This is a genomic window from Burkholderia cepacia, assembly GCF_029962485.1.
Classification (GTDB): domain Bacteria; phylum Pseudomonadota; class Gammaproteobacteria; order Burkholderiales; family Burkholderiaceae; genus Burkholderia.
Window position 1 is genome coordinate 927377 of record NZ_CP073637.1, and the last position, 12402, is coordinate 939778.

Consider the following 12402-nt stretch of genomic DNA (forward strand, 5'->3'; position numbering starts at 1 on the left):
GTCACATACGCGAACCGATCATGAGCGAATCCCAGATCATCGAAGTCCCGTCCGCCGACTGGAGCGGACACAACCTGTCGGCGCCGCGCGAGCAGTTGCTGGCCGCCGTCGAGGAAGGCAAGGTGCTGTATTTCCCGCACCTGCGCTTCGCGATCGAGGGCGGCGAGGAAGCGCTGCTCGATCCGGCGCTCGCCGATCCGAAACGCAAGAACATCAGCCTCGCGCCGAACGGCGGCGCGCTCGCCGGCGTGCTCGGCGACAGTGTCACGCAGTCGGCCGTGCGCGCGCTCGTCGCGCGCTTCCAGCAGCAGGCCGGCACGCTCGTCGACGGCCTCTTTCCCGAATACCGCGGCAAGCTGCGCGTCGCGCCGACCAGCCTGCGGCTGATGCAGGTCGAGACGCGCCAGACATCCTGGCGCAAGGACGACAGCCGGCTGCACGTCGACGCGTTTCCTTCGCGGCCGAACTACGGCGAGCGCATCCTGCGCGTGTTCACGAACGTGAACCCGGCCGGCGTGCCGCGCGTATGGCGCGTCGGCGAGCCGTTCGAGGACGTCGCGAAGCGCTTCCTGCCGTCGATCAAGCCGCAACGGCCGGGTGCCGCGTGGCTGTTGAACCTGCTGCACGTGACGAAGTCGCCGCGCAGCGCATACGACCACCTGATGCTGAACCTGCACGACAGCATGAAGGCCGATCTCGACTACCAGAAGACGAGCCCGCAGGAGACGATGCCGTTTCCGCCGGGTTGCGTGTGGATATGTTTCTCGGATCAGACTTCGCACGCTGTGATGTCCGGCCAGTTCATGCTCGAACAGACGTTCTTCCTGCCGGTCGACGCGATGGTCCGCCGCGAATGCGCGCCGCTCGGCATTCTGGAACGCCTGAAGGGCAGGGCGCTGGTTTGAGCGCGCACCTGCTTCGACGCAATACGGGGGCCGCCGCATGCTGAGGGTGATCTATCGCGCGCTGTGGTGGCTCGTCGCGCCTGCCGCGGTTATCCGGCTCTACGTGCGCTCGCGCAAGGAGCGCGGCTATCGCGAACATATCGGCGAACGCTTTGGCCATGTGACGGGCCGCTCGCGCGACGACCGCGCGCCGCTGATCTGGGTGCACGCGGTGTCGGTCGGCGAGACGCGCGCCGCGCAGCCGCTGATCGACGCGCTGATGCACGCGCGCCCCGATGCACGCATCCTGCTCACGCACATGACGCCGAGCGGCCGCGCGACCGGCGAACAGATCTTCGGCGATCGCTTGCTGCGCTGCTATCTGCCGTACGACATGCCGGGTGCGGTGCGGCGGTTCCTGCACGCCTGGCGGCCGACGCTCGGCCTCGTGATGGAAACCGAGGTGTGGCCGACGCTGATCGACGAGTGCCGTCGCGCGGACGTTCCGCTCGTGCTGACCAATGCGCGGATGTCCGCGCGTTCGTTCCGGCGCGCGGCGAAGTTCGGCGCGGCGACGCGCGACGTGTTCGGCGGCTTCTCGCGCGTGCTTGCGCAGAGCCCGGCCGACGCGGAGCGGCTGACGTCGCTCGGCGCGCGCAACGTGAGCGTGCTCGGCAACCTGAAGTTCGACATGACGACGCCGCCGGAACTCGCGGCGCGTGGCCATGCGTGGCGCGATGCGATCGGCACGCGGCCCGTGTGGGTGGCCGCCAGCACGCGCGAGAACGAAGAAGCGCTGGTGCTGCAGGCGTTCGCGGAGATGCATACGCCCGACGCGCTGCTGGTGCTCGTGCCGCGTCATCCGCAGCGTTTCGCGGAGGTCGAGGCGCTCGTTGCGCGCAGCGGGCTCAAGTGCGTGCGCCGTTCCGTCTGGGCGGCCGACGCGGCTGCGCTCGCGGCCGGCCAGACGGCTGCCGAGCCGTTGCCGGGCGACGTGACGGTTCTGCTCGGTGATTCGATGGGCGAGCTCGGCGCGTATTACGCGGCCGCCGATATCGCGTTCATCGGTGGCAGCCTGCTGCCGCTCGGCGGCCAGAACCTGATCGAAGCGTGCGCGGTCGGCGTGCCGGTGCTGATCGGGCCGCACGTGTTCAATTTCACGCAGGCGACCGCCGACGCGGTCGCGGCCGGTGCGGCGATGCAGGTCGCGGATCCGCTCGATCTCGCGCACGTGCTCGACGCGCTGTTCGCCGACAAGGCGCGGCGTATCGCGATGGGTGCGGCCGGCGCGGCCTTCGCGTCGCGTCACCGCGGCGCGACCGCGCGTACGGTCGACGTGCTCGCGGCGCTGCTGCCGCCCGCCGAACGCGGCGAGCGCATGCTGCAGGACGCGCAGGGCGCGGCTTCCGACGACGAATAGACGACGGGCGGCGCAAGGCCGCCCGCGTGCGCGTTGTGGCGTCGTGTGCCGCCGCAACGCGGCTCAGACCGTCAGCAATCCCTTCTTCTCGATGAACGCGATCACGTCCGCGACGCCTTCGAGCGCCTTCAGGTTCGTCATCACGTAAGGTCGTTCGCCGCGCATCTTCCGCGTGTCGGACGCCATCACGTCGAGGTTCGCGCCGACCAGCGGCGCGAGGTCGGTCTTGTTGATCACGAGCAGGTCGGACTTCGTGATGCCGGGGCCGCCCTTGCGCGGAATCTTCTCGCCACCCGCGACGTCGATCACGTAGATCGTCAGGTCCGACAGCTCGGGGCTGAAGGTTGCCGCGAGATTGTCGCCGCCCGATTCGATGAACACGATGTCGGCGTCCGGAAAGCGCGACAGCATCCGGTCGACGGCCTCGAGGTTGATCGAGGCATCTTCCCGAATCGCCGTGTGCGGGCAGCCGCCCGTCTCGACACCCATGATGCGCTCCTCGGGCAGCGCGCCGGCCACGGTCAGCAGCCGCTGGTCTTCCTTCGTATAGATGTCGTTCGTGATCGCGACGAGGTCGTACCGGTCGCGCATCGCCTTGCACAGCATCTCGAGCAGCGTGGTCTTGCCGGAGCCGACAGGGCCGCCGATGCCGACGCGCAGCGGCGGCAGTTTCTTCGTGCGGCGGGCGGAGGAGGGAGCAGGTGCGTTCATGGCGGGTAGCGTCGGGTTCAGGAGCGGAACAACCGCGAGTATTGGGTTTCATGCCGCGCGGAGAGGATGCCGAGCTGCGGCGCGAACGTGTTGACGGCGTCGGGCGGTGTCGCGAGCGCACGGCGCACGGCCGCGTCGATCGCGCCGCGCAGCGCGACGATGATGCGTTGCCCGGCGAACTGGCCGAGCGGCACGGCCTTCAGCGCGGCGGACGTCTGGTTCTCGACCCAGCCGAATGCGTACGCGGCGAGCGTCGCGTCGGCGTCGGCGTCGTGCATCGCGGCCGCGTAGGCGAACGCGGTCGGCAGCGCGATCGGCGACAGCGACGCGAGCGTTGCGCGGCGCGCGGCATCGCCCCATTCGAGCGACGCGCACAGCTGCGCGAGCGACCAGCCCATCTGTTCGGTTTCGCGGCGCAGTTCCGCCGATTCGCGGCTCGCGACGAACCACGCGTTTTCGGCGACAAGCGCGGGCGTGTCGTGCGCATGCCAGCGTGCAAGCTGATGCGCGAGAAACGGCAGCTCGCCGTGCGCGAGCACGTCGGTCAGGCCGCTGGCGATCCAGTCGCGCGCGGAATCGGCGTCGTGGATGAGGTTCGCGTCGAGCGCGGCTTCGAGGCCTTGCGAATAACTGTACGCGCCGATCGGCAGCGCCGGCGACGCGAGGTGCAGCAGCGCGACGAGTTCAGTGGTGGTCATGGCCGTGGCCGTGCGTGCATCCGGGACCATGCTGATGATCGTGATCGTGATCGTGATCGTGATCGTGATCGTGATCGTGCGAATGCGAGTGCCCGTGGTGTTCGCCGAATACCTGCTGCGCGAGGGCGTAATCCTCCGCGAACGTCGCATCGTGTCCATGCTTGTGGCCGCCACCGTACGCGCCGGCTTCCGGCTGGAACGGCGCGCTCGTTTCTTCGACCTGCGTGCCGAGCCGGCGCAGCATGTCGGCGAGTACCGGGTCGGCTTCGAGCTTCAGGTAACCGTCGCCGATCTCGACCGGCGTGTGACGGTTGCCGAGGTGATACGCGGCGCGCATCAGTGTGAGCGGGGCGGCCGCGCGCACGAGCAGCACGGTTTCGGGCGCCGCGGCGATGCGCACGAGTGCGCCGTCGTCGGCGACGAGCACGTCGCCGTCGCGCAGCACCGTGCCGCGCGGCAGCAGGACGGCGACGTCCTCGCCGGTGTCGAGCGTTGCCGCGAGGCGGCTCCTGCAGCGGGCGTCATAGGCGAGCGTGAGCGTCGGCGCGCGCGCGACGAGCGACGCGGCGAGTTTCACGTTCGGGGCAATACGTTTGTCGAGAGTGCGCATGAAACGGGGAACCGGAAATCAGAACAGGAAATAGCGCTGCGCCATCGGCAGCACCGTCGCCGGCTCGCAGGTGAGCAACTGGCCGTCGGCGATCACGTCGTAGGTTTCGGGATCGACGCTGATCGACGGGCGCCACGCGTTGTGGATCATGTCGGCCTTCGTCACGTTGCGGCAGTTGCGCACGGGCACGATCTGCTTCGCGAGGCCGTAACGTTGAGCAATGCCCGCATCGGCCGCCATCTGCGACACGAAGGTCAGCGACGTGCGGGCGAGCGCACCGCCGCGCGTCGCGAACATCTCGCGATAGTGGACCGGCTGCGGCGTCGGAATCGACGCGTTCGGGTCGCCCATCTGCGCCATCGCGATCATCCCGCCTTTGAGGATCATCGACGGCTTGATCCCGAAGAACGCCGATTCCCACAGCACGAGGTCGGCCCATTTGCCGGGCTCGATCGAGCCGACTTCGTGCGCGATGCCGTGCGTGATCGCCGGGTTGATCGTGTACTTCGCGACGTAGCGCTTCGCGCGGAAGTTGTCGTTGCGTGTGGTGTCTTCCGGCAGCGCGCCGCGCTGCACCTTCATCTTGTGCGCGGTCTGCCACGTACGGATGATCACTTCGCCGACGCGGCCCATCGCCTGCGAATCGGACGACAGCATCGACAGCGCGCCGAGATCGTGCAGGATGTCCTCGGCTGCGATCGTCTCGCGGCGGATCCGCGATTCGGCGAACGCGAGATCCTCGGCGATCGACGGATCGAGGTGATGGCACACCATCAGCATGTCGAGATGCTCGTCGAGCGTGTTGATCGTGTACGGGCGCGTCGGGTTGGTCGACGACGGCAGCACGTTCGACTCGCCGCACACCTTCAGGATGTCGGGCGCATGGCCGCCGCCCGCGCCTTCGGTGTGGTACGTGTGGATCGTGCGGCCCTTGAATGCGGCCACGGTCGATTCGACGAAGCCGCCTTCGTTCAGCGTATCGGTGTGGATCGCGACCTGCGTGTCGGTGTCGTCGGCGACCGACAGGCAGTTGTCGATCGCGGCGGGCGTCGTGCCCCAGTCCTCGTGCAGCTTCAGCCCGATCGCGCCGGCCGCGATCTGCTCGACGAGCGGTTCCGGCAGGCTTGCGTTGCCCTTGCCGAGGAAGCCGAGGTTGATCGGCCAGCCGTCGGCGGCCTGCAGCATCCGCTCCATGTGCCACGGGCCCGGCGTGCAGGTCGTCGCGTTGGTGCCGGTGGCCGGCCCGGTGCCGCCACCGAGCATCGTCGTGACGCCCGACGCGAGCGCCTCGTCGATCTGCTGCGGGCTGATGAAGTGGATGTGCGTGTCGATGCCGCCGGCCGTCACGATCAGCCCTTCGCCGGCGATCACTTCGGTCGCGGCGCCGATCGCGATCGTCACACCGGGTTGAATGTCGGGGTTGCCGGCCTTGCCGATCGCGGCGATGCGGCCGTGCTTGATCGCGATGTCGGCCTTCACGATGCCCCAGTGATCGAGGATCACCGCGTTCGTGATGACCGTGTCGGGCACCTCGGCTGCCACACGCTGCGACTGGCCCATCCCGTCGCGGATCACTTTCCCGCCGCCGAATTTCACTTCCTCGCCGTAGGTCGTGTAATCGCGTTCGATCTCGATCAGCAGTTCGGTATCGGCGAGCCGGACGCGGTCGCCCGTCGTCGGCCCGAACATTTCCGCGTACGCGCGGCGGCTCAAGCGTAGTGTCATGTCGTGCTGTTCCTGAAGAGCGGGGCGCGGCTTACAGCGGCCCCATCACCTTGCCCTGAAAACCGTAGACGGCGCGCGCGCCCGCGAGTGCGACGAGTTCGACGGTGCGCGTCTGGCCCGGCTCGAAGCGCACGGCCGTGCCGGCCGCGATGTTGAGCCGGAAGCCGCGCGCGGCTGCACGGTCGAACGACAGTGCGTCGTTGACTTCGAAGAAGTGGTAGTGCGAGCCGACCTGCACCGGGCGGTCGCCGGTGTTCGCGACGACGAGCGCGAGCGTTTCGCGGCCCGCGTTCAATTCGTGTTCGCCGTCGTCGGTGAGGATTTCGCCGGGGATCATGCGGGGCCTCACGGAATCGGGTGATGGACGGTCACGAGCTTCGTGCCATCGGGGAAGGTCGCCTCGACCTGGATGTCGGGAATCATCTCCGGCACGCCGTCCATCACGTCGTCGCGCGTGAGCAGGGTCGTGCCGTAGTGCATCACCTCGGCGACTGTCTTGCCGTCGCGCGCGGCTTCCATCAGCGCGGCGGTGATGAAGGCGACCGCCTCCGGATAGTTGAGCTTCAGGCCGCGTGCGCGACGGCGCTCGGCCAGCAGCGCCGCCGTGAAGATCAGCAGCTTGTCCTTCTCTCGGGGAGTCAGTTTCATGAAGGCAGACGTTCAGGAAAACGTAATTTTTATCGGTGCGCACGCAACCGGGCGAACGCGCGGGTCATCGTAGCACCGCGCTGTTTTGCGTGCGTCGCGTATCGCTTATGTAAGGAGCAAGGCGCGTGCCATGCCTGTTGCATGGTGCGCGATGCGCGTTCGTGGTGCGCCGTGCATGGGTAACGTGCAGCGTTTGATGCGGCGCTGCGCCGAAACGGTGCGCGGTGCGAACGCGCTCAGGTTTGCCAGAGGCGCAGCGGCCGTGCGTCGACGCCGTGCACGATCGGACGCAGATGCAGCCAGCAGTCGGTGAAGTGGCGCTGCAGCGCCTCCATCGATGTCGACAGCGCGCGCACGAGCACGACGCCCGGTGTCACGCAGGTCGCGCCCGCGCGCAGCGTGTCGTCGAACGGCATCCGCGTTGCGAGCGATTCGGCCAGCGCGGCGTCGCACGCGGCGCCGACGGCCCACAGCGTGCCGTATGCGGGAAAGCCGGCGAGGCCCTGCAGCGCGCCGCGCAGCGGATCGTGTGCGTCGAGCAGCGCGCGTTCGGTCCAAAGCGGCCGGCCGTCGGCATCGACGAGCGCCGAAGTCGACGCGATGCGTCCTGCCGACCAGGTTTCGCCTGCCGCCTGCCGGCCGAGCTGCGTCGCGTCCCAGCCGATCGCGCTCGCGCCCGCGCCGAGCGTCACCGTGAAATCGAGCGACGCATGCGATGCGTCGAAGAACAGGTTGTTCTGCGGCAGCCAGTCGAGCTTCGCATCACGGCCGACCGTGATGCCGATGCGCTGCGTCGCGTCGAGGCCGTTCGACTTGTACCACTTGGTCGCGCCGGGCGTCGTCAAAACCGCATGCGTGCCGTCGCCGAGCGCGATGTCGATGTCGAGCCGGTCGCCGCCCGCGACGCCGCCCGGCGGATGGACGATCACCGCATGGCAGATCGCGTCGCCCTCCGGATACAGCGGCCGCTGCACCCGCAGCGGGCCGTCATGCAGCCGGTGCACGAGCGTCGTGCGCGCGCCGTGCCGCTCGAAGCCGAGTTCGAGGCGGCCGCGCCACGACTTGGCGACGGCGGGGCGGGACAGCGGGGCGTGCGAATCGGGGGCGGACATCGGCGGCGAACGGGAAACGAGGGAAACGGGCGCGAAGAACGTGGATGCTACCGGAACAATAATGCAGATGCCGCGTTCGTTGGAAGCGCCGCGTGCGGGCGCGTCGCGAACCGGCCGCCGGTACCCGTTGCGGTGCCTACCGCCGTGCCTACCGCCGTGCCGCGCGTCACACCGCGATCAACTCGCGTACGCCGTTCGTCTCCATGTCGCGCGCGTCGCCGCCCGCGACGATCTCGCCGCGGCTCATCACCCAGTAGCTGTCCGCGATCGATTGCGCGAAGTCGTAATACTGTTCGACGAGCAGCACGGTCATCCTCGATTCGTCGACGAGCTGGCGCAGCGTGCGGCCGATGTCCTGAATGATCGACGGCTGGATGCCTTCGGTCGGCTCGTCGAGGATCAGCAACTGCGGCTCGCTCATCAGCGCGCGGCCGATCGCGAGTTGTTGCTGCTGGCCGCCCGACAGGTCGCCGCCGCGCCGTGCGCGCATGTCCTTCAGCACCGGGAACAGGTCGTAGATGCGGTCGGGCACTTTCGACGGCGCCTTGCGGCTCGCCGCACCGACGAGCAGGTTTTCCTCGACGGTCAGCCGCGGAAAGATGTCGCGACCCTGCGGTACGTACGCGAGCCCCGTCGCGACGCGCGCATACGGCGGCAGCGCACCGAGCGCGGCGCCGCGCCACGACACGCTGCCGCTTTTCGCGGCGACGACACCCATCAGGCAGCGCAGCAACGTGCTCTTGCCGACGCCGTTGCGGCCGAGCAGCACGGTGAGCTTGCCGTCGTCGGCGCCGAGGTTTACGTTGCGCAGGATATGGCTGCCGCCGTAGTACTGGTTCAGTGCTTCGATCTTCAGCATCGCATCATCGTCCGAGATAAGACTCGATCACCGCGTCGTCGCGCTTGACCTGGTCGAGCGTGCCCTGCGCGAGCACCGCGCCTTCGGCCATCACCGTCACGCGGCCCGTGTCGCCCGCGAGCGCCGCGACGAATTCCATGTCGTGCTCGACGACCATCATCGAGCAGGTGCCGCGCAGCGTGTTCAGCAGTTCGGCAAGTTCCATCGTCTCGTGGTCGGTCATCCCGGCCGCCGGCTCGTCGAGCAGCAGCAGGGCGGGGCGCTGCATCAGCAGCATGCCGATCTCGAGCCGCTGCTTCTGCCCGTGCGACAGTTCGCCGGCCGCACGGTATGCGTGACTTTCGAGGCCGATCAACGCAAGTGTTTCCTCGATCTTCGCCTGCGCCGAGCGGTCGAGCCGCGCGCGCAGCGATGCGAGCCAGCCCTTGTCGGTCTGCATCGCGAGTTCGAGGTTTTCCCACACCGGATGCTGTTCGAACACGGTCGGCTTCTGGAACTTGCGGCCGATGCCCGCGCGTGCGATCTCGGGCTCGCTCATCCGCGAGAGGTCGAGCGTCTGGCCGAGAAATACGCTGCCGGCGTCGGGTCGTGTCTTGCCGGTGACGACATCCATCATCGTCGTCTTGCCCGCGCCGTTCGGGCCGATCACGCAGCGCAGCTCGCCCGCGTCGATCGCGAGTGACAGCTTCTTCAGCGCACGAAAGCCGTCGAAGCTCACCTCGATATCCTCGAGGTAGAGGATCGTGCCGTGCGACGTGTCGATGCCTTGCGGCACGACGCGCCCCATCGACGCGGTGCCGCTGACGGCGAGCAGTTCGTCTTCGGGCGGCGGCGTGAACTGGTACAGGGCCGTTCCGTTCATGCGCGTTTCCCTTTCGCGATCAAGGTTTCGACGAGGCCCATGATCCCGCGCGGCAGCAGCAGCGGCACGAGCACGAAGATCAGGCCGAGGAAGAACAGCCAGTATTCGGCGAAGTAAGCGGTAAAGAAGCTCTTCGCGCCGTTCACCGCGAATGCGCCGACGATCGGCCCGATCAGTGTGCCGCGTCCGCCCACCGCGACCCAGATCGCCATTTCGATCGAGTTGCCGGGCGACATCTCGCCGGGATTGATGATGCCGACCTGCGGCACGTACAACGCCCCGGCGATGCCGCACAGCACGGCCGACACGGTCCACACGAACAGCTTGTACGCGAGCGGGCTGTAGCCGAGGAACATCAGCCGCGTCTCGCCGTCGCGCACCGCGGTGACGACGCGCCCGAGCTTGCTCGTGACGATCGCGCGCGCGGCGATGAACGACAGCACGAGTGTGGCGAACGTCAGCAGCAACAGCACCGTGCGCGTGCCGGGCGACGTGATTGCGAAACCCGCGATGCGCTTGAAGTCGGTGAAGCCGTTGTTGCCGCCGAAGCCCGTCTCGTTGCGATAGAACAGCAGCATCGCGGCGAACGTCAGCGCCTGCGTGATGATCGACAGGTATACGCCCTTCACGCGGGAACGGAACGTGAAGAAGCCGAACACCCAGGCGAGCACGGCCGGCACGAGCACGACGAGCGCGAGCGCCCACGCGAGGTGCTGCGTGCCGCTCCAGTACCACGGCAACTGGTGCCAGTCGAGAAACACCATGAAGTCGGGCAGGTCGCTGCCGTACTTGCCGTCGCGGCCGATCTCGCGCATCAGGTACATGCCGATCGCATAGCCGCCGAGCGCGAAGAAGAGGCCATGGCCGAGGCTCAGGATTCCGCAGTAGCCCCACACGAGATCGAGCGCGAGCGCGGCGATCGCGTAGCACATCAGTTTGCCGGCGAGCGTCATCGCGTATGCGGACAGATGGAACGCGCTCGCCTCGGGCGCGACGAGCGCGGCGAGCGGCACGCCGATGCCGATCGCGATGCACAGCGCGACGAGCGCGAGCCATGCGCGGCGCGACAGCAGCGCCGGGCGCGGCGGCAGGCCGAGCGCGAAGCCGTCGGCCGCGCGGGCGGCGGCAGCGGGCTTGGGTGAGTCGGCGACCGGGTTCGACAGCGAATCGGTGAATGAAGTCACGTCAAGCCTCCGCGCTGCGGCCCTTCGGGGCGAACATGCCCTGCGGGCGTTTCTGGATGAACAGCACGATCATCACGAGTACCGCGATCTTCGCGAGCACGGCGCCCCAGAACGGCTCGATCGCCTTGCTCGCGAGGCCGAGCCCGAAGCCGCCGAGCACGGTGCCGGCGATCTGCCCGACACCGCCGAGCACAACCGCCATGAACGAATCGATGATGTAGTTCTGGCCGAGGTCGGGGCCCACGTTGCCGATCTGCGACAACGCGCAGCCGCCGAGGCCAGCGATGCCCGCGCCGAACGCGAACGCATACGCGTCGACGCGGGCGGTCTTCACGCCGACGCATGCGGCCATCCGGCGGTTCTGCGTGACCGCGCGCACGAACAGGCCGAGCCGCGTCTTCGTCAGTACAGCCCAGGCGACGAAGACCACCGCGAGCGCGAACGCGAGGATCGCGAGCCGGTTGTACGGCAGGATCAGGTTCTGCATCACCGTCACGCCGCCGCTCATCCACGACGGATTCACGACCTGTACGTTCTGCGCGCCGAACAGCATGCGCGTCGCCTGGATCAGGATCAGGCTCACGCCGAACGTCGCCAGCAGCGTTTCGAGCGGGCGGCCGTACAGGTGCCGCAGCACGAGACGTTCGAGCACGATGCCGACGAGTGCGGCCGTGACGAACGACACGGGCACGGCGACGAGCGGATACCAGTCGAATGCGCCGGGCGCGTAACGCTGGATCAGCGTCTGCACGACATAGGTTGCGTACGCACCGATCATCAGGAATTCGCCGTGCGCCATGTTGATCACGCCGATCAGCCCGTAGGTGATCGCGAGGCCGAGCGCGGCGAGCAGCAGCACGCTGCCGAGCGACAGGCCCGCAAACAAGGTGCCGACGATCTCGCCGCGGCGCTGCAGCGTGTGCAGTGCGTCGAGCCCTTGCTGCGCGGCGTCGCGCACACGCGCGTCGGGTTCCGCGTAGCTGCCGTCGGCATTCTTCGCGACGAGCGGGCGCAGCTGTTCGATCATGTCGAGGTCGCGGCGCGCGGCCACCACCTGCACGGCTTCGAGGCGCTTCGCCGGATCGGCATCGTGCAGCGCGGCGATCGCCCACAGTGCGTCGAGGCGGCGCTTCAACGCGGGGTCGGTTTCCTTCGCGCGGGCGCGGTCGATCATCGGCTTGAGCGCGGGGTCGGGCGACTTCAGCAGCGCATCGATCGCGTCGCGTCGCGCGGCGACATCGGGTGACGCGAGCGCAAGGCCCGACAGCGCGCCCGCGATCTTCGTGCGCAGCAGGTTGTTCAGCATCACGGGCTGCGCATCGCCGGCCGGCGTCGCGGCCTGCGTGAGCGCATCGTGTGCGGTGTCGCCGGTCTGGATCAGCAGGCGGCCGTCGCCGGTCGCGAGCGCGTCGCCGCTCGACAGTGCATTGAGCACCGCGACGGCGCGCGGATCGGCGTCGGCGGCGAGGCGCTCGATCGCGGACGTCTTCGCGTCGAAGTCGTCGCCGGCGAGCGCGGCGGTATCGGCCGCCGTCAGCGCGAATGCGGCGTGCGGCAGCATGCCCGCGAGGGCGGCGCACGCGACGATCGCGACGGCGGCGCGGCGAAAGCGTGTAAGCATCGGGAGATCCTGTCGGCGTAGGGAGGCGGATTCATGCACCGATGTGCCGACCGGCGCATCGGTGCATG

Annotated in this window: 13 protein-coding genes; 2 read left to right on the top strand and 11 right to left on the bottom strand. The window is 68.4% G+C overall.

The annotated features are described in order from the left end of the window. The first annotated feature begins 20 nt into the window (after nt 1-20). On the top strand, nt 21-905 hold the full coding sequence (locus tag KEC55_RS04235) for a Kdo hydroxylase family protein (RefSeq protein ID WP_282506877.1): 885 nt from the start codon (nt 21-23) through the stop codon (nt 903-905). Between the two features lie 37 nt (nt 906-942). After that, nucleotides 943-2304: a lipid IV(A) 3-deoxy-D-manno-octulosonic acid transferase gene (gene waaA, locus KEC55_RS04240; RefSeq protein ID WP_282506878.1), complete on the top strand. Its 1362-nt coding sequence runs from the start codon at nt 943-945 to the stop codon at nt 2302-2304. Nucleotides 2305-2367: 63 nt separating this feature from the next. On the opposite strand, the gene ureG is transcribed toward waaA, so the two are convergent. The 11 genes from ureG to urtB form a co-directional block, all read right to left on the bottom strand. Continuing rightward, nucleotides 2368-3015: an urease accessory protein UreG gene (ureG, locus tag KEC55_RS04245; protein ID WP_124449119.1), complete on the bottom strand. Its 648-nt coding sequence runs from the start codon at nt 3013-3015 to the stop codon at nt 2368-2370. Nucleotides 3016-3032: 17 nt separating this feature from the next. Further along, nucleotides 3033-3713, bottom strand: coding sequence for an urease accessory protein UreF (locus KEC55_RS04250; RefSeq protein WP_282506880.1), 681 nt, complete (start codon nt 3711-3713; stop codon nt 3033-3035). Beyond that, on the bottom strand, nt 3700-4323 hold the full coding sequence (gene ureE / locus KEC55_RS04255) for an urease accessory protein UreE (protein ID WP_282506881.1): 624 nt from the start codon (nt 4321-4323) through the stop codon (nt 3700-3702). Before ureE ends, KEC55_RS04250 begins: the two co-directional genes overlap by 14 nt. Before the next feature lie 18 nt (nt 4324-4341). After that, a complete protein-coding gene (gene ureC, locus KEC55_RS04260) occupies nt 4342-6048 on the bottom strand; it encodes an urease subunit alpha (protein ID WP_282506882.1) in 1707 nt (568 codons plus the stop codon). Between the two features lie 31 nt (nt 6049-6079). Then, a complete protein-coding gene (locus tag KEC55_RS04265) occupies nt 6080-6385 on the bottom strand; it encodes an urease subunit beta (protein ID WP_282506883.1) in 306 nt (101 codons plus the stop codon). 8 nt (nt 6386-6393) lie between these two features. Next, nucleotides 6394-6696, bottom strand: coding sequence for an urease subunit gamma (ureA, locus tag KEC55_RS04270; protein ID WP_006406310.1), 303 nt, complete (start codon nt 6694-6696; stop codon nt 6394-6396). A gap of 236 nt (nt 6697-6932) precedes the next feature. Continuing rightward, nucleotides 6933-7808, bottom strand: coding sequence for an urease accessory protein UreD (locus KEC55_RS04275; protein ID WP_282506884.1), 876 nt, complete (start codon nt 7806-7808; stop codon nt 6933-6935). A 166-nt stretch (nt 7809-7974) separates the two neighbouring features. Beyond that, a complete protein-coding gene (gene urtE, locus KEC55_RS04280) occupies nt 7975-8667 on the bottom strand; it encodes an urea ABC transporter ATP-binding subunit UrtE (RefSeq protein ID WP_282506886.1) in 693 nt (230 codons plus the stop codon). A gap of 4 nt (nt 8668-8671) precedes the next feature. Next, on the bottom strand, nt 8672-9529 hold the full coding sequence (urtD, locus tag KEC55_RS04285; RefSeq protein WP_282506887.1) for an urea ABC transporter ATP-binding protein UrtD: 858 nt from the start codon (nt 9527-9529) through the stop codon (nt 8672-8674). Continuing rightward, nucleotides 9526-10713 carry an urea ABC transporter permease subunit UrtC gene (gene urtC, locus KEC55_RS04290; protein WP_282506888.1) on the bottom strand — a complete coding sequence of 396 codons (1188 nt, stop codon included), beginning with the start codon at nt 10711-10713 and terminating at the stop codon, nt 9526-9528. Before urtC ends, urtD begins: the two co-directional genes overlap by 4 nt. 1 nt (nt 10714) lies before the next feature. Beyond that, a complete protein-coding gene (urtB, locus tag KEC55_RS04295) occupies nt 10715-12334 on the bottom strand; it encodes an urea ABC transporter permease subunit UrtB (RefSeq protein ID WP_282506889.1) in 1620 nt (539 codons plus the stop codon). Nucleotides 12335-12402: the final 68 nt, after the last annotated feature.